The 22265-nt window shown below is 64.4% G+C and carries 12 protein-coding genes and 1 pseudogene; 11 read left to right on the plus strand and 2 right to left on the minus strand.

What is annotated here, in order from left to right; translation table 11 throughout:
- A pseudogene (locus tag C8J36_RS25000) lies at positions 1–550 on the minus strand (hypothetical protein); the annotation flags it as partial.
- Positions 551–1185: 635 nt separating this feature from the next.
- Here C8J36_RS25000 and C8J36_RS17155 point away from each other — a divergent pair.
- The 3 genes from C8J36_RS17155 to glf all read left to right on the plus strand — a co-directional run bounded on the left by C8J36_RS17155 (position 1186) and on the right by glf (position 5804).
- Positions 1186–3228, plus strand: a complete 2043-nt coding sequence (locus tag C8J36_RS17155) for a glycosyl transferase (RefSeq protein ID WP_132536612.1) — start codon at positions 1186–1188, stop codon at positions 3226–3228.
- 100 nt (positions 3229–3328) lie between these two features.
- Positions 3329–4585, plus strand: coding sequence for a hypothetical protein (locus C8J36_RS17160; protein WP_062597035.1), 1257 nt, complete (start codon positions 3329–3331; stop codon positions 4583–4585).
- Between the two features lie 61 nt (positions 4586–4646).
- Positions 4647–5804 (plus strand): UDP-galactopyranose mutase, encoded by a 1158-nt coding sequence (gene glf, locus C8J36_RS17165; protein WP_132536613.1) that lies wholly within the window; start codon positions 4647–4649, stop codon positions 5802–5804.
- A gap of 59 nt (positions 5805–5863) precedes the next feature.
- Here the strand turns inward: glf and C8J36_RS17170 are convergent, their stop codons facing one another.
- Positions 5864–7342 carry an MDR family MFS transporter gene (locus C8J36_RS17170; RefSeq protein WP_132536614.1) on the minus strand — a complete coding sequence of 493 codons (1479 nt, stop codon included), beginning with the start codon at positions 7340–7342 and terminating at the stop codon, positions 5864–5866.
- Positions 7343–7805: 463 nt separating this feature from the next.
- Here C8J36_RS17170 and C8J36_RS17175 point away from each other — a divergent pair, with 463 nt between their 5' ends.
- From C8J36_RS17175 to C8J36_RS17210, 8 genes are all read left to right on the plus strand, one after another.
- Positions 7806–14828, plus strand: coding sequence for a hypothetical protein (locus tag C8J36_RS17175; RefSeq protein WP_132536615.1), 7023 nt, complete (start codon positions 7806–7808; stop codon positions 14826–14828).
- Positions 14829–15176: 348 nt separating this feature from the next.
- The gene (locus C8J36_RS17180; RefSeq protein WP_132536616.1) at positions 15177–16772 is read left to right on the plus strand and encodes an ABC transporter substrate-binding protein; all 1596 of its coding nucleotides are present in this window, start codon (positions 15177–15179) and stop codon (positions 16770–16772) included.
- Between the two features lie 99 nt (positions 16773–16871).
- On the plus strand, positions 16872–17888 hold the full coding sequence (locus tag C8J36_RS17185; protein ID WP_132536617.1) for an ABC transporter permease: 1017 nt from the start codon (positions 16872–16874) through the stop codon (positions 17886–17888).
- A gap of 37 nt (positions 17889–17925) precedes the next feature.
- A complete protein-coding gene (locus C8J36_RS17190) occupies positions 17926–18798 on the plus strand; it encodes an ABC transporter permease (protein WP_132536661.1) in 873 nt (290 codons plus the stop codon).
- A 21-nt stretch (positions 18799–18819) separates the two neighbouring features.
- Complete coding sequence (locus C8J36_RS17195) at positions 18820–19677, plus strand: ABC transporter ATP-binding protein (protein ID WP_132536618.1); 858 nt, start codon at positions 18820–18822, stop codon at positions 19675–19677.
- Positions 19674–20432 (plus strand): ABC transporter ATP-binding protein, encoded by a 759-nt coding sequence (locus tag C8J36_RS17200; protein ID WP_132536619.1) that lies wholly within the window; start codon positions 19674–19676, stop codon positions 20430–20432. Before C8J36_RS17195 ends, C8J36_RS17200 begins: the two co-directional genes overlap by 4 nt.
- Before the next feature lie 30 nt (positions 20433–20462).
- Complete coding sequence (locus C8J36_RS17205) at positions 20463–21209, plus strand: FadR/GntR family transcriptional regulator (protein WP_132536620.1); 747 nt, start codon at positions 20463–20465, stop codon at positions 21207–21209.
- Complete coding sequence (locus C8J36_RS17210) at positions 21209–22264, plus strand: dienelactone hydrolase family protein (RefSeq protein ID WP_132536621.1); 1056 nt, start codon at positions 21209–21211, stop codon at positions 22262–22264. The genes C8J36_RS17205 and C8J36_RS17210 overlap by 1 nt, the downstream gene beginning before the upstream one ends.
- The last annotated feature ends 1 nt before the right edge of the window (position 22265 follow it).

Raw genomic sequence — 22265 nt, forward strand, 5'->3', positions numbered from 1 at the left:
GCGCCTTGATCTGGGCCGTTCCGAGAGCACCGGCCTGTGCGGTCGTCAGACCGCCGAGCTGGGTGGAGGTGAGCACTGCGAAGTTCGCCGTGGACAGGCCGCCGAGCGCCTTGGCGCTCAGCGCCGAGATCTCGGTGGAGGAGATCGTCGCCATGTCTTCGGTTGCGAAGCCTGCCAGCGCAACGGCGCTGAGGGCGCCGAGCTGGGCTGTCGTCAGGCCGTCAAGCTGACCGGAGGAAAGAGATGCGACCTGAGCGGATGTCAGGGCTGCGACCTGGCTGGACACGAGCGTTGCCAGCTTGGTGCTGTCGAGCACGGCGAGCTGCCCGGCCGTCAGGCCCGTGACAGCGGACGCGGAGACCGCGCGCAGCTGTGTCGAGCTGAATGCCGTCAGGTCGTCCGTGGTGAAGGCTGCGATTTGCTGCGATGAAAAAGCGGCAATCTGAACCGAGGTGAGAGCACCCACGTCGCTGGTCGTGAACGCCGCGATGGTGGTCGTATTGAGGGACTGGATCTGTTTTACGCTGAGAGAAGATACAATCGAGGTCATAGGTGCGCGCCTTCATCGTTCAAGGATTAATATTCATTCCTCTCCGATGCCTGCAGCGAAAGGCGGAGCCTCGCGTCACAGAGCCTAGGATGCGCCGGGCATCTTCAAACGATCGCCAGTCCTGCTGCAGGCTCCATCGGGCTCGGCACAGAGGTGTGGCGCTCATTCGAGCGGAAAGAATATCTGGAAACATGGCTCACGCGAGCCTGACGTGGGGTGGCATCATGCATGCAGAGCCAAAGCCTCTGCTCCCACACCTATGGTATCGAATACTATGGTCGTCCGTGAATTCCCCTGTGGATGGCCCCATCTCCCGCGGAAGGAAAACAGCACACAATCCACATTCCAAGTTGTAGGCGGCACCCTCTAATTTTCAGTTAAAACGCAACATGAAGAAAGTGTTTAGATCACGCTATAGTCGTTATCTCGACAAACTTGTGCGGAGATGGCGCTTTCATTGCGTCTATAGACATCGCGGAAGGCGAGCTGCTTGGTAACAAGAACATCTCTTGGAAAAGCATAGCTTACATTTGCGATGCGCTACGGCCGCAAGCTCAAGGCAAGGCAACGTCGCTAGCTGTGAAGCTCTTACCGTCTTTCAATGCGGCTCCGAGCCCACGATCAATGTGATGTCCATGGTTATGCATAATACCTTTGCCTCAGCACACCAGTCGATGCTTGCGGCCGCCATCGAGCGTGCGCGCCAGCAGCAGCTCTCGCTTCTCGAGCTCTTTCAGATCGCCGAGGAGCTGAACGCGGGCGGCTCGGGAGCTGCAGCGGCAAAGCTCTACAGCACCTGGATCGCCTACAACGACAACAGCCCGGTCCTGCATCTCGCCTATTTCAACTATTCCGTCACCTTGAGGGGGCTGGACGACCTGTCCGGCGCCATCAATGCGCTCCAGGCAAGCGTGAAGATCGCGCCGCAGATGGGGCAGGCCCGCATCAATCTCGGCCGGACCTACGAAGACAGCGGCCTGAATGCACAGGCCGTGCAGCAATGGCAGCAATATGTCGCCGCCACGCAGGACATCACGCCGGAGAAGATCGGCTACCGCCTGATGGCGCTGCAGCATATCGGCCGCGTCATGGAGAGCGTCGGCCTGCTCGAAGATGCCGAAGCCATTCTCTGGCAGGCAGTCGAATTGCGGCCGGACCGTACCGAGGCTGCACAGCACTGGCTCTCGACCCGCCAGCACCAGTGCAAGTGGCCGATCCTCACTCCTTCGGAGTATGTGGCGAATCGGCAACTGCTGGAAGCATTTTCGCCGCTGCCCCTCGCCTGCTACACGGACGACCCGATCTTCCAGATGGCGAAGGCCTACCGTTACAACAAGCATCTCGTCGGCCGCGTCCATGCCCGCGATATCCTGCAGCCCTCGCCGCGCCCAAAGACCGGCACGAAGTCACGCCTGCGGATCGGCTATGTCTCGTCCGACCTGCGCGACCACGCGGTCGGCTTCGCGTTGAGCGAGGTGCTGGAACTGCACGACAAGGAGAGCGTCGAGGTCTTCGCCTACTACTGCGGCGAAGCCCGCACAGGCGACGTGACGCAGACCCGTATTCAGGCGGCCGTCGATCACTGGCACGACATCGGCGCGCTCAGCGACCTCGATGCCGCCAAGCAGATCCTCGCCGATGAAATCGACATCCTGGTCGATGTGAACGGCTACACCAAGCACGCGCGCACCAAGATCTTCGCCTATCGCCCGGCGCCGGTCATCGTCAACTTCTGCGGCTATCCCGGAACGATGGCGAGCCCGGTCCATCAGTACATCATCGCCGACGCGCAGATCATCCCGCCGGAAAACGAGCTTTACTATACCGAGAAGGTGCTGCGCATTCCCTGCAACCAGCCGGTGGACCGCAAGCGCAAGATCGCCAACAAGCCGACGCGGCAGGAAGCCGGGCTTCCGGACGATGCTTTCGTGTTCGCCTGCTTCAACGGCTCGCAGAAGACGACGGCCGCCTGCTTCTCGCGCTGGATGGCGATCCTCGCCGCCGTGCCCGGCAGCGTTCTCTGGCTGCTCGGCGCTTCGGAGCCGGTCAATCAGCGGCTTCGCCAGCTTGCGATCGATCACGGGGTGGATGCGGATCGCCTGATCTTCGCCCCCAAGGCGCCCAATGCCTTCCACCTCGCTCGCATCGGTGTGGCCGATCTCTTCCTCGATACGTTCCCCTATGGCGCGCATTCCACGGCCGCAGACGCGGTGACCATGGGCCTGCCGGTGCTCACGCTGCGCGGCAAGGGTTTTGCCTCGCGCTTCTGCAGCAGCATCCTGTCGGCCGCCGGCATTCCGGAGATGATCTGCGATACGCCGGATGCCTATGTCGCCAAGGCGATCGCCTATGCTCGCGACCCCGAAAGCCTGCTGAGCGTCCGTCAATCGCTGCAAGCGCAGCGGGAAACCTGTGCACTGCGCGATATCCCGGCCCTCGTGCGCCGTCTCGAAGAACTGTACTGGCAGATGCAGGGTGAAGGCGAGCGCGGCGAAATTCCCGTGCCGCGCCTCGACAACCTCGACATCTACTACGAGGTCGGCGTCGAGTTTCTGTCCGAGCCGATCGAGTTCGAGACCGAGGCGAGCTACCGCGAGCGGTACCGCCAGGAACTTGCGCAGCGGCACGCTTACGCGCCAATCGCACGGGACACTCGGTTCTGGACCGAAAACGACTGATCCGACGCCCGTCCGGGGGGACGGCGACAGGCAGGCGCGCTCCCGGTATCCGGCGCATCGCCGCAACCGAATGACGACATCGACGAGAGGGCAGGACGACATGAACCCCGTGATTTTGGTCACTTTTGCCGGCCGCCAGCAGCGGATGGAAATACTCACGCAGTATATCCGCAAGGCGCTGGATGCAGGCATCATCGACGAATGGCATATCTGGGACTTTACCCGCTCGGCCGATGATCGGGCCTGGGTCACCAAGGAATTCGGACCGGTTCGCTTCATGGGACCGAATGCCTCCTACCAGAACAAGGGCTCGGTCAGCCGCCAGTCTTCGTTCCGCACGACGGCGAAGATCCAGAGCGACCTGCATATCGCGATCATTCCCAACGATAAGACGAGCGACTCCTTCGAGCTCGTCGTCGGCGGATGGAACAACACGCATTCCGCGCTTCGCCGCATCACGGAGCGCGATCTCACCAGCTTCTCGCGCGACACCCATCCCCTGCTCTGGACCCGATCGACGCCAGGCGTCCTCTCGCCGGGACTTGCCAATCATGTCGTGCTCAGCCTCGATCCGGCCGGCGTGCCCACGCTCCACGTCAACGGTGTCATGGTCGGTTCCTGGCCGGACATCCAGCTGCCGGGCGGTGCCTCGATCATGGTGCGCGGCGGCTGGGGCTCGGATCTCGAGCTTTGCGACGTTCAGAGCCCCGTCCGCCGTTATGTCGGCAACGAGAACGAGACGACCCCGTACTGGCAGGCCTACAGCTACTATACCAAGCGGTTGACGGAATTTTCGGACGCCGTCTTCCTGAAATGCGATGATGACGTCGTTTATCTCGACCTCGACAATCTCAGCAATTTCATCGCATTCCGCCGCGACAATCCGCATTACTTCATTGTCTCGGCCAATGTCGTCAACAATGGCGTCTGCGCCTACTGGCAGCAGGAAGCCGGGTCTCTGCCCGCCACCCTCGGCCGCTTCGAGCGTCCGCCGGGCGGTTTCGGCGGAAGCCTTTGGCAGAGCGCCGAGCGCGCCATGCAGCTGCACGAATATTTCCTCGGCAAGACGGAAAAATCCCTGCCCCTGCCACGGGCCGTCATCGACTGGCAGGAGCGTCAGTCGATCAACTTCATCGCCTGGCTCGGCAAGGATCTCGTCCATATGGCTCTGCCGAAATGCGACGACGAATATGCGCTGACGGTCGATCTGCCGAACTATCTGAACCGCCCGACGGCGATCTATTCCGACTTCACCGTGAGCCATCTGAGCTTCGGACCGCAGGAGAACGGCCTGGCGCTCGACCGCCTGATCGACGGATATGACGCCCTGATGCGGAGCAACCTGGCGGCAGCCTGACAGCGCGATATGTTCGTGCCCAACGGCGCGGACCAAGAACGATAAAAGACGAGGACAAGACATGGGCGGGAACGGGAAAATTGCGATCGTCGGCGCCGGCCTTTCGGGCGCCGTCATCGGGCGGGAACTGGCGCTTGCCGGATACGGCGTCGAGATCTTCGACGTCCGCGACCACATCGCCGGCAATTGCTACAGCGAGCGGGATGCGGATACCGGCGTCATGGTGCATGTCTACGGTCCGCACATCTTCCATACGGATGACGAGGAGGTCTGGACCTACGTCAACCGGTTCCAGACGTTCATGCCCTACAAGAACCGCGTGAAGACGACGGTGGACGAGCAGGTGTTCTCCCTGCCGGTCAACCTGCACACGATCAACCAGTTCTTCGGCAAGACCTTCCGGCCGGACGAGGCCCGCGCCTTCATCGAGGAGAAGGCCGACAAGACCATTTCGGACCCGCAGACCTTCGAGGAACAGGCGCTGCGTTTCGTCGGCCGTGAACTCTACGAGGCGTTCTTCAAGGGTTATACCGAAAAACAGTGGGGCTGCTCTCCGACCCAGCTGCCGGCGTCCATTCTGAAGCGACTTCCGGTGCGCTTCAACTATGACGACAACTACTTCTTCCACCGTTTCCAGGGCATGCCGGAAAACGGCTACACGGACATGGTGGCCGGCATTCTCGATCATCCCGGCATCACGGTTCACCTCGGGACACGCTTCGACAAGGCGCAGAACGATGCCTACGATCATGTCTTCTATTCGGGCCCGCTCGATGGCTATTTCAATTATGAATTCGGACGGCTCGGCTATCGCACACTCGATTTCGAGCGCTTCACCTATGAGGGCGACTATCAGGGCTGTGCCGTCATGAATTATGGCGATGCGGATGTCCCTTACACCCGCATCACCGAGCACAAGCACTTCTCGCCATGGGAAAGCGTAGCGGGTTCGGTCTGCTACCGCGAATTCTCGCGGCTCTGCGGCGAAGACGACGTGCCGTTCTATCCGATCCGGCTGGTCGAGGAAAAGCAGCTGCTCGCATCCTATGTCGAGCGGGCGGAAGCGGAAACCGCGGTGACCTTCGTCGGCCGCCTCGGCACGTACCGCTATCTCGATATGGATGTGACGATCCGGGAGGCCCTTGATACGGCCGCACTCTACCTGAAGAAGACGGCCGATCAGGCGCCGGTTCCGGCCTTCCTGCATTCGCCGCTTTGACCTGTCCACTCTCTGCCGACCGCCGCTCTGGGGCGGTCGGGAGATAAGGGTCGCCCGGCTTAGGCGCGGCTTTCGACCGCGTCCACGGGCTGGTCCTGATCGAGACGCTTCGGAACCCACAGGCAGACGGGCACGATAAGGATCGTCATCAGGAACATCACCAGGAATGTGACGTGCAGGGCTGCCTGCAGCGCCATGCGCACCGGCGTTGCGTCGATGGCGGCGGCCGCCGTTCCGTCCAGCAGGCCGCGCAACTGTTCGGGCGTGATCGCACCCATGCCGCCGGCATGGGCGAGGCCATAGCTCAGCACGGCGCCGAGAATGGAGGCGCCGAGCGTGCTGCCGAGATTGCGGGAAAACACGTTCGAGGCCGTGGCGCTGCCGCGCTGCGACCAGCCGACGCTTTCCTGGGTGATGACCAGCGCGCAGATGTTGAGCAGCCCCATGCCGACGCCCATGATCAGCGACCCCGCCCCGGCCTGGGCCGGCGAACTGTCGGGCGTAAGCAGCAGGAGCAGAGAGGCGCCCGCGGGTATGACGAGACTTGCAACGATCATGATCGGACGCAGCCCGAAGCGGGGGAACATGCGCGAGGCGAATGTCGCGCCCGCCGGCCAGCCGATGAGCAGCATGGTCAGCGCGAAGCCGGCGACCAGCGGCGACCGATCCAGCACCGTCTGGACATACATCGGCAGAAACGTCGTCAATCCCATGATGGCCATGCTGGCAAAGAAGATCGCGATGTTGGACGCCGCGATCGGTCGGCGCAGCCAGAGGTCGGGCGCGACCATCGGGGCTTCTGCGCGACGCTCCTGCCAGAGGAACAGGCCGAGGCTCGCGACGAAGACCAGCACCGCCACGAGGGTATAGACCGGCGTCGCCGCCTCAACCTCGGTCAGCGCCACCATCAGCGCGGAGATGGACACGGCGAAGAGGACCGCGCCGAGAATGTCGATGGAGGCCGTGCGCACCTGCTTTTCCTCGTGCAGGAAGCGCATGAAGCCGAAGGCGGCGAGAATGCCGACCGGAATGTTGATCCAGAAAACCCAGGCCCAGGGCAAGGCGTGGATGATGAAACTGCCGAGCAGCGGCCCCACGACCGCCGACAGCGCCCAGACGCTTGCCAGATAGCCCTGAACCTTGCCGCGCTCACGCCCGGGAAACAGATCCCCGACGATCGTCATGGCGACCGGCTGGATGGCGCCGGCGCCGACGCCTTGCAGCAGCCGGAAAGCGATCATCGACGGCATGGACCAGGCAAAGCCCGCAAGCAGCGAGGACAGCAGGAAGACGGCGATGCCGAAAAGCACGATCGGCTTGCGGCCGTAGATATCCGACAGTTTGCCGAAAACGACAGTCGTTGCCGTCTGTGTCAGCAGAAATGCGGAGAACACCCAGCTATAGAGGTTGAGCTGGCCCAGTTGCGCTGCGATCTGCGGCATGGCGGTCGAGACGATCGTCGCTTCGATCGCGATCATCGCCATGCTGGCCATGATCGCGGCAACGACGAGGCCGCGATGAACAGGTTTTACACTCATCAAATCGGTTCCGGAGCGCCTTGCCCGGCGCGATGGGAGAAAGTTCGGCGGTCGAACGGCCGTCAGTCACACGACGCCTGCGCGGATGTCCTTGAAGGATGCCGGCGCGTCGTCGGTCGGGATCCGATCCCGCATCCTTGAACTGGACCGATCACCCCCGGGGGTCAAGCCCGATCGTCTGTAAAACTTACGGTTTTCTCAGGCTCATTGGTGCAGACGGTCGATCGAGCGTTTCAGCTCCCCAACAGCAGATGTCGTTTCCGCGCCACCGCGCCGCGAAGGGGCGCGCCTTTGCAATCCGGCAAGGCGAGATCAGGCTCAAGCAAGCCAAAGCCGGTACCCGAGGAGGCAACCGTCGCGTTCACGGAGTCTTTTCTCCTGCGCGTGCGGAGGGTGGCTTTGCCCGTTGGCAGGGCTGGGCATCGATCGAAATCGGTACCCGTCACGTGTGGGGATTGATGCCATGACGACAATTGCTTCCGGCCTGAGCGTCTCGCAGATCCGATCGATGTCGGCGCCTGCGGTTGCGGCCTGGACGACGGACGATGTCAGCTCCCTCTCCACGCTTCAGATCCGGGCCCTGTCGTCCACGCAGATCGCCGCTCTCGACGTCGAGGATGTGGAGGTTCTCAGCACCGAGCAGCTCAACGCCATCTCGCGTGCCGCCATCGTCGGCCTGACCCTCGATCAGCTGAGCGTTCTGCACAAGGCCGGCATCGAGGCGCTCTCCTCCACACAGGTCGGCGGGATGACCTCGACACAGATCGGCGCGTTCACGGCCGAGCAGGCGGAGGCGCTGACCCCGGCGCAGATCAAGGCGATGACCAGCGATCAGCTCGCCGCCCTGAGCCAGGAGGATCTCGCCACCTTCTCGACAGCCGATATCAACGCGATCTCGAGTTCCGCCATCCGCGGCCTTCAGCTGGACGTGCTTTCGTCCCTGACGACCGATCAGATTTCGGCGCTGAACACCGGCGCCGTCGCGAGCCTCACGACCGACCAGATTGTCGCCATGAGCCGGGATCAGGTCGAAGCGCTGACCTCGCCGCAGGTCTCGGTCCTCGGCTCGCTCCAGCTGGCCTCGCTCGGAGCCGAAGATGTCGAGGCTTTGTCGCTTGAGGACATCGGCGCGATCAACACGCGGGCCATCACCGGTCTGCAGATCGCCAACCTCTCGGCCGAGCGGCTTTCCGCCCTGACGTCCGGACAGGCCGGCGCCCTGAGCGGCGCACAGCTGGCCACGCTGAGCACGGAGCAGCTTGCGACCCTCTCCCCGGTCCAGATCAACGCTCTGGCCTCCCGGTCCCTCGCATCGCTGTCCACCACGCAGGTGGCCGCCTTGAGCACGGACCAGATCGCCGCTTTGTCCTCACTGCAGGTGAAGGCCTTTACCTCGACCCAACTCGCCGCTCTCTCGTCCGACGGGCTCGGCGCCTTGTCGACAGCCGCGATTTCCGCCCTCACCGGCCAGGCATTCGGCGGCGTTCGCACGGATGCCATTCCCGGTCTGACGACCGCTCAGGTCGCGGCGCTCGGAACAAGCGTCATCAGCGCCCTCACCAGCGGGCAGATCGGGGCGCTCGACGGTGCGCAACTGACGGCCCTGACACCCGTGCAGGTCAAAGCCCTCGGCACGATCCAGCTCGCCGCGCTTGACGCCGGCGACATTGCCAATTTCTCACCGACCGACATCGCCGCCATCAATGGCCGGGCGGTGCAAGGCCTCGGCATCACCGTCGTCGCAGCCCTGTCGGCGGCGCAGCTCGCCGCGCTCAGCACCGCGACCGTTTCCGTCCTGACGAGCACGCAGATCAACGCGCTGACGACCGATCACCTCGCAGCGATGCTGCCGGCACAGATCGGTGCTTTCGGCGCCGCACAGATCACCGGCTGGGGCGTCAACCAGTTCGCCGCCCTCTCCAACGCCCAGATCGCAAAGCTCGGCTCGCAGGCGCTGGGAAGTCTGACTACGCAGCAGTTCGGAAGCCTGAGCGCCGAACAGACGTCCGCCCTGACATCGAGCCAGACACGGGCGCTGACCGCGACCCAGATGGCGATCCTCGGCGAAACCACGCTCCCCTCCTTCTCCCCGTCGGCCCTGGCCGGCCTTTCGACCTCCGCGATCAAGGGTCTTCGGGCCGATGCCATCGGCTTTCTGTCCACCGATCAGATCGCGGCGCTGACGTCCGGTCAGACCGGCGCCCTGACGACGCAGCAGGTGGCGGCGCTGAGCACGGAGCAGGTCGCGGCTCTGACCGCCGTACAGATCCGCGCACTCGCCGCGGCACAGGTCGCCGTCTTGAGCACGGACGCCGTCCTCACCTTCTCCAACGAGGACATGGCCGCGATCACCAACCGGGCGATTTCCGGTCTTCAGACGGTCACGCTTGCCGCGCTGTCCGCGGCCCAGATCGCGGCGTTGAGCACGAGCGCGGTCGCCAGTCTGACCACGTCGCAGATCAACGCGCTGCAGGCGGACCAGGTCGCTGCCTTCTCATCCGACCAGCTCAAGGCGCTCACAGCCCTTCAGCTTTCGGCCTTTGGCGCGGATGATCTCGCCGCCATCATCCCGGACAATATCGGCGCAATCTCGAAATCGTCCCTTTCGGGTCTGACGACGGAGGTTGCCGCAACGCTTTCGACCGCGCAGATCGAAGCCTTGACGACGGCCCAGGTTTCCAGCCTGACGAAGGTGCAGCTTGCCGCAATGGGAACGGCGCAGATCGAGTTCCTGTCGCCGACGCAGATGGCCGCGCTCAGTGCCGTGCAGCTTTCTGCTTTGAGCGAAGAGGCACTGGCGACGATCTCGACGGATGATGTCGCAGCGCTCACGACGTCCGCCGTGCAGGGCGTCAACATCGTGAACCTCTCGACCAGCCAGGTTGCGGCACTCACGACCGCGCAGGTCGCGGCGCTGCGCGCCACGCAGGTTGCGGCCTTGTCCTCCGAGCAGATCGGTGCGCTCTCCACCGCGCAGGTCAGCGCGCTCAGCGCCGGCACCATTCCCGTGCTGACGACCGGGCAGATGACCGCACTCAGCACGGCGCAGCTTTCAGCCCTCGGCACCACGCAGGTCGCACAGTTGACCGCGCAGCAATTCTCGGCACTCGACGCGGGCGATCTCGCAGCCTTTTCGACGACGCAGATCGCGGCCATCGGCAGCCGCGCCGTCCTCGGCATCAGTGCCGAGGTCATCGCCACGCTCGACACGGCGAAGGTCGCGGCCTTGGGAACGATAGCCGTCGTCAGCCTGACCACGGCGCAGGTCGGGGCGCTCGGCACGGCACAGGTCGAGGCACTCTCGGTCACGCAGGTGCGCGCGCTCACCTCCGCGCAGCTCGCCGCGCTCGGGGCCGACGATCTCGCGACGTTCTCGACGGCAGACATCGCCGGCATCAGCGCGACGGCTATCACCGGCCTCAGTGGCGACGTGATGGAAACGCTGACCACCGCGCAGATCCGCGCCGTGAGCACGGACGCCCTCGCCAAGCTGACCGCCACGCAAATTGCAGCGATGGGCCCCGGCCAGATCGGCGCCCTTTCCGTATCGCAGGTCAAGGTTCTGAGCGCCGCGCAGATGGGCGCGGTGGAGGTCGAGGACATCTCGGCCTTCCCGACCGCCAACATCGCGGCTCTTGGCAGTCTGGCGCTTTCGGGCCTCAGCGGAGATGCCGTTGCCGCGCTTTCGACAGCGCAGATTGCCGCACTCGGCACGGCGACGCTTCCCGGACTGTCGACGGCGCAGTCGTCGGCCTTAACCACCGCGCAGCTCGCCGCCCTTTCTACCGCGCAGGTCAAGCAGTTGACCGCGAGCCAGGTCGCCGTGCTCTCGGACAAGGTCTCGGCCTTCTCGACCGATCAGGTTGCGGCGATGACGGTCGCCGCGATCGGCGCTCTCAGTGCCGATCAGATTGCAGCCCTGACGGATCCGCAATTGGCGGCGCTGACCTCCGCTCAGCTCGGTGCGATGACGTCCCAGCAGATGGCCGGTCTCAGCACCGCGGATATTCATGCGCTCTCCTCGCAGCGCATCGGATCGCTGAGCAGCAGCGCGATCGGCGGGCTTTCGAACGCGCAGGTCAAGGTTCTCGAGACGGATCAGCTTACAAGCCTTTCGACGCGTCAGGTCGCGGCGCTGGGGTCCGCCCAGATCGGCGTGCTCGCGACGTCCGCTGTCGCGGTTCTCTCGACCGCGCAGATCGCAGCCCTGTCCAGCGGGGCGGTCGCCGGCTTTACCTCGCAGCAGATGGCCGTTCTGACCTCGGCCCAGGCGGAGGCGCTGACCAGTGCGCAGGTGGGGAATCTGACCTCGCGCCAGGTCTCCGTGCTCCAGTCCGACGGCATCTCGACCTTCTCCACGAAGGACATCGCGGCCATCACGTCCGGCGCCATCGCGGGGCTGACAACCGACACCATCGCGGCACTTACCACCGCCCAGATGGGGGCCTTGAGCGCCTCGAGCGTGAGTGGCCTGACCACCCGCCAGCTGGCAGCATTGCGGACGGACCAGGTGGATGCTCTCACCCGCCTTCAGATCGCGGCGCTGAGCTCTGTCCAGCTGGCCGCCCTCTCGTCCGATGCCATCGCGACGTTCTCGACGCGCGAGATCGCGGCGATCGATCCCGCAGCCGTCGTCGGACTGTCCACGGACACGATCGCCTCGCTTGGCACCGACAAAATCGCAGCGCTCAGCACGGCCGCCGTCGGAGCGCTCAGCTCCCGCCAGATCAACGCCTTGAGCGGTGATCAGGTCTCGGCGATGACGCGCGCGCAGCTTGGCGCCCTGACCGCACGGCAGACGGCCGTGCTCGACGCCGGCGACATCCAGGCCATCGCGGCGGCCAATCTCGGGGCCCTGTCGTCCGACGCGATGTCCGGGCTCGGCTCCGACGCGATCGCCGCTCTTTCGACCGACCAGATCGCCGCCATCAGCCCGGCCGGGATCAGCGGGCTCAGCACCCTGCTTGTCGCGCATCTCAGCAGCACGCAGGTGCAGGCGATGGGAACCGGCCAGATCGCCGCGCTGAGTTCGCGACAGGTCGCGGTCCTCGCCACCGCCGATGTCGCAACCCTGACGACGACGCAGATCGCCGCGCTCAGCGCGGCCGGCGTCGCCGGACTGACGAGCCAGCAGATCGGCGCTCTGAGCGCCGATCAGGCCGAGGCGCTGAACGCTGTCCAGATCGCCGCGCTCGGCTCGCGGCAGCTGGCCGCGCTCGCAACGAGTGGCCTTGCCCGTTTCAGTCTCAGCGATATCGCCGCCATCTCCTCGACCGCCGTCGCCGGCCTTTCCACGACGACGCTCGCGTCTCTCACGACCGACCAGATCGCAGCCTTCAGCCCGGGCAGCGTCCCCGGCCTCAGCAGCACACAGGTCGCGGCACTCACCAGCGACCAGCTTAACGTTCTCACCACCGCGCAGATGGCGGCTCTCGGGTCGAAGCAGATCGCGGCACTGACGACCGCGTCCGTCGCGCTTCTCTCGGCACGTCAGGTCGCAGCCCTGAGCGCCGACGGGGTCGCGGGCCTCAGCAGCGCGCAGATCGCGGCCCTCAGTGCAGAGCAGACGGCAGCCTTCACCCCGACGCAGGTCGCGTCCCTCAGCTCCGCGCAGGCGGCGGCTCTGGCCATCGACGACCTCGACGGGTTCTCGACCGCCGATATCGCCGCGCTCGGCTCGGCGGCGGTCTCCGGTCTCTCCACGACGGCAATCGCTTCGCTGTCCAACGAGCAGGTCGCGGCGCTGAGCCTCTCCGGCATGGCCGGCCTGACCGCGGACCAGATTGCATCCTTGCAGAGCACCCAGATCGAGAGTCTCACGACGGCGCAGATCGGGGCGCTGTCTTCCAAGCAGGTTTCAGCCTTTGGAACGGAGGATATCGCCGTTCTCTCGCCCGCGCAGCTCAGCGGATTGTCGAGTGCCGGGATCATGGGGCTTCCGCTTGCCTCGATCGCCGGCCTGAGCGAGGACCAGGTCCTGGCCCTGACGCCGGTCCAGGTGGGCAGCCTGTCCTCGCGGCAGCTGGCGGCGCTCAGCACCGATGCTCTGGATCATCTCGGCACGGCGCAGATCGCGGCGATCGGGTCCTCGGCGATCACGGGTCTCTCGACAACGGCCATCGCGTCTCTCTCCGTAAGCCAGATCGCAGCGCTCGGCACGGCCGGGATTGCGGGGCTTGGCACCACGCAGATCGCGGCGCTTGGCGTCGATCAGGCGGAGGCGCTGACCGGCGTGCAGATTGCGGTCCTGAATTCCGCACAATTGGCGGCCCTCGGGCAGGATGACATCGACAGTTTCACCACCGGCGACATCGCATCCATCAGTTCGACGGCCGTCACCGGACTGTCCTCCTCGATGCTTGCGACGCTGACACCGCAGCAGATCGCCGCCTTGAGCACGGGAGGCATCTCGGGTCTCGCCACCACGCAGATTGCCGCCCTCACCTCCGGCCAGATCGAGGCGCTGAGCCTCGCACAGGTCGGTGCTTTGACATCCGGCCAGGTCGGTGCCCTGAAGACCGCCGATATCTCAACGCTTTCCGACAGCCAGCTCGGTGCCTTGAGCACCAAGGGGCTTGCCGGTATCAGCGGCAGCCAGGCAGGAGCGCTGAGCCCGGCGCAGATGGAACTTCTGACGACCAGCCAGATCGCGGCCCTCAGCTCGGATGCGCTATCGGGTCTGACGACCGATAGCCTGGAAACGCTGAGGCCTGCCAAGATCTCGGCGCTGGGCTCCACGGCCGTGAAGGGCCTGCCGACCACCTTCATTGCCGGGCTCACTCTTTCCGAGATCGCCGGCCTCGGCACGGGCACCATCGCCGGACTGACGAGTGCGCAGCTTGGCGTGCTGAGCACCGAGCAGGTGGATACGCTGACGAGCAGCCAGATCGGCGCCCTCAGCCAAAGCGGGCTTGCGGGCCTGACCACCACGCAGCTGGCGACCTTCTCGACCCAGGAACTTGCGGCGATCGCACCGACGGCAATCAAGGGATTGGGTACGGCGCTCGTCGCCACCCTGTCTTCGGGCGAGATCGCAGCATTGACGATCGGCCAGGTTGCAGCGCTCGGCTATAGCCAGGTCAGCGCGCTGACGCCGACACAGATCGGAATGCTCTCCACCTCCCAGGTCGGCGCTTTCGGCCTGATGCAGGCAGCAGCGCTCGGTTCGGAAGATCTCGTGCGGCTTTCGCCGGAGCACATCATCGCGCTCGGCAGCAGCGCCATCTCCGGCCTCAGCACCCGCGCGATCGCGGGCCTGACGGTCGCGCAGGCGGAGGCTTTCACGCCCGGCCAGATCAATGGCATGACGACGGCGCAGCTGCAGGCCCTGACGGACGTCGCGATCAACGCCCAGTCCGGCTCCCCCTCCAGCTTCAGGGTCGCCCAGGCTCCGGATGCGTCCAGCGCGCCGACCGATCCGGCCGCGACGTCCGCCGCGCCCGGCGAAGACAGTGCCTCGCTCATCATGTCCATGCTGAGCGTCTGATCCGCAAATCAGGCGGCGCTGCCGGACGGTGGCGCAGCCACCGCGTATCCAATGCGATACGCGGTGTGAGACACGCCGGACATATGGTTCCGGAACCGACATCCCGCGGTTTTCATCGCGATTCTGCACGTCATGTGTCGAAGACGCGCTCGCACGCGTCCTGACGATTCCTCACCTGGTGTATCAAGCGCCTTTCCTGACGCAACGGCGGTCTCGCGGTCTGTCCTGACAACTGCGCTTCTTCCCGATCCCAGATTGACAGTCGAGGTAAGACGTCATATCTCTTATGTCGGAATTGCGGAACGGAATGCTGCTGGGAGGCAGCATGTGGAGGAAACGATGCATCGCATGATCAAGACCCTTTCGACGATCCTTGTCGGCTCGACGCTGCTGACGAGCCCGACCTGGGCGGAAACGCCGCCGAATATGCTGGTTGTCGGCTTTTCCATGAGCAATATCCTGACGCTGGATCCGGCTGCGATCACCGGCAAGGAGACGGTACAAGTTCTCGCCAACATATATGATAACCTTGTTGCGCTGGATGCTGTCAACCGCGCGCAGGTTGATCCGCTGCTGGCCGAAAGCTGGACGGTCAGCCCCGATCATTCGGCGATCACCTTCAAGCTCCGATCCGGAGCGACCTTCGCCTCCGGCAATCCGGTCACTTCGGCAGACGTCGTCTGGTCGCTGAAGCGGTTGATGACCATGAATCTCGCCCAGGCCTCCTTCCTCAAGACGCACGGCTTCACTGCCGCGAATGCGGACAAGAGCTTCACCGCGCCCGATGAGCTGACGGTCGTCATCACCCTGCCGAAGAAGGTCGATCCGCAGATCATCGTCCAGACCTTGGGCATCGTCGGCCCCGGCTCGGTCCTCGACAGCAAGACCGTGATGGAGCACGACAAGGCGGGCGATCTCGGCGCCGCCTGGCTCACCAACAATTCCGCAGGCTCCGGCCCGTATGCGCTCGGCCAGTGGCGCTCCAACGAGCGCGTCATTCTCGACCGTAACGAGACCTATTGGGGCGAGAAGCCCGGCATGAAGCGCATCATGATGCGGCACCTGGCGGAGTCCCAGAGCCAGCGGCTGATGCTGGAAAAGGGCGATATCGATATCGCCTACTCCATGTCGGCGGCAGACCTGAAAGCATTGGAAAAAAGCGATCAGGTCGAGGTCCAGACGAATGGCGGCAGCGGGTTCTACTATCTCGCCGTGTCCATGAAGGACGAGAAGTTTCAGAAGCCGAAGGTCCGCGAGGCCTTGCGTTATCTGATCGACTATCAGGGCCTGAACGATACGGTCCTGCCCTATTTCGGACGCCTTCGGGATCGCCCGATCCAGACCGGCCTGTTCGGGGCCCTGCCCAATGCCGGCTACAAGTTGGACGTCGAGAAGGCGAAGGCCCTGCTGGCGGAAGCCGGATATCCCGACGGATTCTCGACGACGCTCCGGGCGATTTCCGACGCGCCTTTCATGAATGCGGCGACTGCCATCCAGGCGACGCTGGCGCAGGGCGGCATCAAGGCCGAGATCATCACCGGTAGCGGCGACCAGATCTATGGCGCGATGCGCGAGCGAAAGTACGAGCTGCTTGTCGGCCGCGGTGGCGGCGGCCAGTTGCCGCACCCCGACAGCAACCTGCGCGCCATCGTCTACAATCCCGACAATGCCGATGAGGCGAAGCTGACCAATTTCCAGGGCTGGCGCACGGCCTTCTACGACGAGAAGATCAACAGCATGGTCGATGCTGCGCTGGTCGAGCCGGACAAGGCCAAGCAGGTCAAGGATTACGAGGCGATCCAGACCTATTATGCCGATGTCGTCCCGGCCATCCAGCCTTTTGCCGAGGTGGTCGACAGCGTCGGCTACCGCGCCGACATCAAGGGACTGGCGCTCAATCCGTCCTGGTCCACGCGGCTGCGCACGGTGACGAAGGAGCGCTGAGGCGGCTCGGCGTCGTCCCGCACGTCGCGTCCGCTGTCTCACGCCCTGAACCACTTCGCATTGCCCTGAACCACTTCGCGTTGCAAGGAAGAAGCAGTCATGAACAATGCGCGCTTTTCGGCTTTCGGCAGGCAGGCGGGGACCATTCTGGTCACCCTGATCGGCCTTCTGATCCTGACCTTCTGCATCGGGCGGCTGATGCCGGTCGATCCCGTGCGTGCGATCGTCGGTGAAGAGGCGGACAGGGCGACCTACGAGATGGTCGCCGAGCGGATCGGCGCCAACCTGCCGCTCTACCAGCAATTCTTCAAATATGTGAGCGACCTGCTGCACGGCGATTTCGGCGTCTCGATCCGCACCGGCCAGCCCGTCATCAACGACATCCTGCATGTGATGCCGGCCACGATCGAGCTGGCGACCTTCGCCATCATCGTCGGGGCCGGCCTCGGCATTCCCTTGGGCATTCTCGCCGCCGTGCGTCGCAACAAGCCGGTGGATCACGTTATCCGCTTCCTGACGCTGATCGGCCACTCCATGCCGATCTTCTGGACCGGCATGATCGGTCTCATCGTCTTCTACGCGGCACTCGATCTCGTCGGCGGCGGCGGTCGGTTGTCGGACTACTATATCGGCCTCGTGCCGGAGACGACCGGCTTCCTGTTGATCGACTCGCTTCTGGCTGGGGACTGGGAGGTCTTCTGGGACGCGGTCAACCATCTGCTCCTGCCGGCCAGCATCCTCGGCTACTCCTCCATGGCCTACATCACCCGCATGACCCGCAGCTTCATGCTGGATCAGCTGAACCAGGAATATGTGACCACCGCACGGGTGAAGGGCCTCTCGAAAAGCCGCACGATCTGGCACCACGCCTTTGCCAATATCCGCGTTCAGCTCGTCACCATCGTCGCGCTCGCCTATGGCAGCCTGCTCGAAGGGGCCGTGCTCATCGAGACCGTGTTTTCCTGGCCGGGCTTCGGCCAGTACATCACCAACAACATGCTGGTGGGCGACATGAACGCTGTGATGACCTGCGTCCTGCTGGTGGGCGTCATCTTCATCGGGCTCAATCTCCTGTCCGATGCGCTCTACAAAATCTTCGACCCGAGGACGCGCTGACATGACGACGAAATCCATCGACATCGGGACCGCAGCCATGACCGCTTCGCGTGAGAAGACCTACACGGCCTGGAGCCGCCTGCTCCGTGTTCTCAGGGAATTGCTCGCCAATCCCTCCTCCGGCTTCGGCCTCGTGGTCATCGCGATCCTTCTGGTCACGGCTCTGCTGGCACCCTGGATCGCGCCCTACGAGCCGAACCTGATCAACCTCAGCCAGGCTCTCCAGCCGCCGTCGGCCGCCCATCTCTTCGGAACCGACGAACTCGGGCGCGACGTCCTCAGCCGGATCATTCACGGCTCGCGCATCAGCCTGACGATCATCACCATCGTCTCGGTCATCGTCGGCCCGCTGGGTCTGCTGGTCGGCACCACTGCCGGCTATTTCGGCGGCTGGTATGATACGGTCATGATGCGGATTACCGACATCTTTCTGTCCTTCCCAAGCCTCATCCTGTCGCTCGCCTTCGTGGCCGCCCTGGGTGCCAGCCTCGAAAACGCGATCATCGCCATCGGCCTGACCGCCTGGCCGCCGATCGCGCGGCTGGCACGGGCAGAAACGCTGACCTTCCGCAATGCCGACTACATCTCCGCTTCCCGCATGCAGGGCGCTTCTAAGCTGCGCATCATCGTCAAGTCGATCATGCCGATGTGCCTGCCGTCGGTGCTCGTCCGCGTTACGCTCAGCATGGCGACCGTCATCCTGACGGCGGCGGGCCTCGGCTTCCTCGGCCTCGGCGCCCAGCCGCCCTTGCCGGAATGGGGCGCGATGATCGCCACGGGTCGGCGCTACATGCTCGACAACTGGTGGCTGGTCGCGTTCCCCGGCGGTGCCATTCTCGTCGTCAGCCTCGCGTTCAATCTGCTCGGCGACGGACTGCGCGATGCGCTCGACCCGAAACAGGGCCACTAGGAGGCGATGATGGAAACGCAGATGGACAACCAAAATCCCCTCCTCCGCGTCGAAGGCCTGCGCGTCAGCTACCGCAACGGACGGACCTATACACCCGTGGTGAAAGGCGTCTCCTTCGATCTCGGACGCGAGCGCCTCGGGATCGTCGGCGAGTCCGGCTCGGGCAAATCGACCATCGGCCGCGCGCTCCTGAAGCTGCTCCCGACGGCGCGGATCGAGGCGGAGCGGATGGAGTTCGAGGGTACGGATCTCCTGGCCGCGACCGAGCGCCAGATGCTCTCGATCCGCGGCCAGCGGATGTCGATGATCCTTCAGGACCCGAAGTTTTCGCTGAACCCGGTGCACAAGGTCGGCGACCAGATCGCCGAGGCCTATCGCGTCCACAACAAGGCGTCTGCCCAGGTGGCCCGCGAGAAGACGCTCGCCATGCTTGAGGCGGTGAAGATCCGCGATCCCGAGCGGGTTTACGGTCTTTATCCGCATGAGGTGTCCGGCGGCATGGGCCAGCGCATCATGATCGCCATGATGCTGATCCCCGAGCCGCAGATCATCATCGCCGACGAGCCGACCTCCGCGCTCGACGTCACGGTGCGCATGCAGGTCTTGAACATCCTCAACGAGCTCGTCACCAACAAGGGCATCGGCCTGATCATGATCAGCCACGACCTGAACCTCGTGCGCAATTTCTGCGACCGGGTGCTGGTCATGCGCCATGGCGAGGTGGTGGAGGAGCGTGCCGCGCGCGACATGCAGAACTGCGTTCACCCCTACACCCGCGGCCTCCTAGCCGCCCAGCCGCATATCGGGGGAAGCCGTCGCCCGCTGCCCGTGCTCAACCGCGAGCCGCTTGTGCGCACCACACGGGAGGCCCAGCCATGAATGCCATCGATGTCAGAAACGTCTCGATCGATCTCGGCTCGGGCGCGGCCAAGCGGCGGATTCTCGGAGATGTCGCGTTTTCGGTCAAGCCGGGCGAGTCCTTCGGGCTCGTCGGCGAATCCGGCTCCGGCAAATCGACCATCCTGCGCTGCATCGCCCGGCTTCTGACGCTCTGGGACGGTGCGATCGAGATGGAGGGCACCTCGATCAAGGACATGCCCTTCACGGACTACTGCCGTATGGTGCAAATGGTGTTTCAGGATCCCTATGGCTCCCTGCATCCGCGCCAGTCGATCCGAACGGCGCTGCAGGAGCCGCTGCGCATCCACCGCATGGACCGGCAGTTGGAGCGGATGGAACGAGCGCTGACCGATGTCGGGCTCGATCCGGCCTTTCTCGCCCGCTACCCGCATGAGCTTTCCGGCGGCCAACGCCAGCGCGTGGCGATCGCGCGTGCCCTGATCCTCGAGCCGCGCATCCTGCTTCTGGACGAGCCGACCTCCGCCCTCGACGTTTCGGTGCAGGCCGAGGTGCTGAACCTGCTTGCGGATCTGCGGACGCGGCGCAATCTCACTTATCTGTTCGTCAGCCACGATCTGGCGGTCATCGACCATATGTGCGAACGACTGGCGGTGATGCAACATGGGCGTGTCGTGGAAGTCATGGATCGCTCTGTGCTCTCGACGGGCAAGGCAAGCGACCCTTACGCCCGTGAACTGATCGAAGCGAGCCTTGCCTACGACCAGGCCGACTGACGGTCGCTGCCTTTTGGAGGGACCTGAACAATGACCATGGACGCCGACAATCCCGCCTCGTTTCCTCCCGCCGCGCGCCGCCGGGAGACGTTGAGTTCCCAGGTGGTCCGCACCCTTGCGGACCGCATTCGGCAAGGCGAGTATTCTCGCGGCTCGCAATTGCCGACGGAGAAGGTTCTGATCGACGAACTCGGCGTCAGCCGGACGGTGATCCGCGAGGCGATCGCCAATCTGCGCGCGAGCGGTCTCGTTTCCATCCAGCACGGGGTCGGCGCTTTCGTGCGCGACGATGCCGGCGTTCCCCCGTTCCGACTGTCGAACGAGCGTCTGACGATGGTCGAGAACCAGCTGAAGGGCCTCGAATTGCGCATCGGCATCGAATCCGAGGCGGCAGCCCTGGCGGCCGAGCGCCGGACACAGACGGATCTCGACGCCATGACCGCGGTCTGCGACGCAATGGACAAGGCCATCAAGCACATCGCCCGCGACAGCCAGACCGATTTCGAATTCCATTGCGCCGTCGCGAAAGCCAGCCAGAACGAGCATTTCTTCGGTATTTTCAACTATCTCGGCGAGACGCTGATGCCCCGCATGCGGCTGCAGACTCATAATGTCGAGGATGCCGTGTTTCAGGCGAACCTCGCGCGGGTCAATACCGAGCATCGGCTCGTGCTCGCGGCGATCGCGCGGCGCGACATCGACGGTGCGCGACTGGCGATGCGGCAGCACCTGACCGTCAGTCGCGACCGGATGATCGAACGCATGCGTCTCGGTTGATGATCGACGACGAGAACATGCCGGATCTCGCAAGGCGCCTGCGGGACAGGAATAGCTTCGCCTGGAATTTCGATCCCGACGTATCCGACGTCGCGACATGGCAGATGGAGACGCGCGACGCCGTGCGCCGCGCCCTCGACATCGGGACGACCGCCACACCGTCTGCAAGCGTTCTTGCCGAATGGGACGACGGCGGGCTTTCTGGCCAGCATCTGCGCATCGGTTTCTCGAACGGAGAGACGGCGGACGCCTACTGGCTTCGCCCGCAGACGCGAGGCCCGGCGCCGGGAATCCTGCTTCTCCATGATCATGGCTCCTCCTTTTCCATCGGCCGGCAGAAGCTGATCCGGCGGCCCGACGAGGAACACGATGCCGCCGTGCAGTCAGCCGACTGGGCCCGGCGCTTCTACGGCGGTCGCCACCTCGGCAATGCGCTGGCCCATCGGGGTTACAGCGTCCTTTGCGTCGATGCTCTGGGCTGGGGCGGCCGGGCGGGCACGGGTTACGAGGGACAGCAGGCTCTGGCTGCAAACCTCATGCAGTTCGGCCAGTCGCTCGCGGGCGTCGTGTTGAGGGAGGATCTGGAAGCGCTCGAACTTCTCCGGCATCTCGACGGCATCGATCCCGAGCGGGTGGCGAGTTTCGGCTTTTCGATGGGCGGCGCCCGGGCCTGGCAACTGGCAGCCCTGTCTTCCGGTGCGAAGGCCTGTGTCGCCGCCGGCTGGATGGGCACGCTGTCCGGGCTGATGCAATCCGGCAGCAATCAGTTGCGCGGTCAGTCGGCGTTCTACCTGCTGCATCCGGCCATCGCAGGCCGGATCGACTATCCCCATCTTGCGGCCCTTGCCGCCCCGAAGCCGGCCTTGTTTCTCAGTGGCCGCGACGACCGGCATTTTCCCGAAACCGTGGCCACGGACGCCTTTCGCCAGATGCGCGGCATCTGGGATGCCACGCGTGCATCGGACGCGCTCCGGACGCGGATGGTGCCAGGTGGCCATGTGTTCGAGGTTCAGCCACAGGAGGACGCGATCGACTGGCTCGACCGCGTCCTTTGAC

The organism is Rhizobium sp. PP-F2F-G48 (assembly GCF_004342335.1).
Lineage (GTDB): Bacteria > Pseudomonadota > Alphaproteobacteria > Rhizobiales > Rhizobiaceae > Ferranicluibacter.

Bases quoted from the DNA above. Each gene is read 5' to 3' on its own strand.
- C8J36_RS17155 (WP_132536612.1), top strand. From the start codon at position 1,186: ATGGTTATGCATAATACCTTTGCCTCAGCACACCAGTCGATGCTTGCG.
- C8J36_RS17160 (WP_062597035.1), top strand. From the start codon at position 3,329: ATGAACCCCGTGATTTTGGTCACTTTTGCCGGCCGCCAGCAGCGGATG.
- glf (WP_132536613.1), top strand. From the start codon at position 4,647: ATGGGCGGGAACGGGAAAATTGCGATCGTCGGCGCCGGCCTTTCGGGC.
- C8J36_RS17170 (WP_132536614.1), bottom strand. From the start codon at position 7,342: ATGAGTGTAAAACCTGTTCATCGCGGCCTCGTCGTTGCCGCGATCATG.
- C8J36_RS17175 (WP_132536615.1), top strand. From the start codon at position 7,806: ATGACGACAATTGCTTCCGGCCTGAGCGTCTCGCAGATCCGATCGATG.
- C8J36_RS17180 (WP_132536616.1), top strand. From the start codon at position 15,177: ATGATCAAGACCCTTTCGACGATCCTTGTCGGCTCGACGCTGCTGACG.
- C8J36_RS17185 (WP_132536617.1), top strand. From the start codon at position 16,872: ATGAACAATGCGCGCTTTTCGGCTTTCGGCAGGCAGGCGGGGACCATT.
- C8J36_RS17190 (WP_132536661.1), top strand. From the start codon at position 17,926: ATGACCGCTTCGCGTGAGAAGACCTACACGGCCTGGAGCCGCCTGCTC.
- C8J36_RS17195 (WP_132536618.1), top strand. From the start codon at position 18,820: ATGGACAACCAAAATCCCCTCCTCCGCGTCGAAGGCCTGCGCGTCAGC.
- C8J36_RS17200 (WP_132536619.1), top strand. From the start codon at position 19,674: ATGAATGCCATCGATGTCAGAAACGTCTCGATCGATCTCGGCTCGGGC.
- C8J36_RS17205 (WP_132536620.1), top strand. From the start codon at position 20,463: ATGACCATGGACGCCGACAATCCCGCCTCGTTTCCTCCCGCCGCGCGC.
- C8J36_RS17210 (WP_132536621.1), top strand. From the start codon at position 21,209: ATGATCGACGACGAGAACATGCCGGATCTCGCAAGGCGCCTGCGGGAC.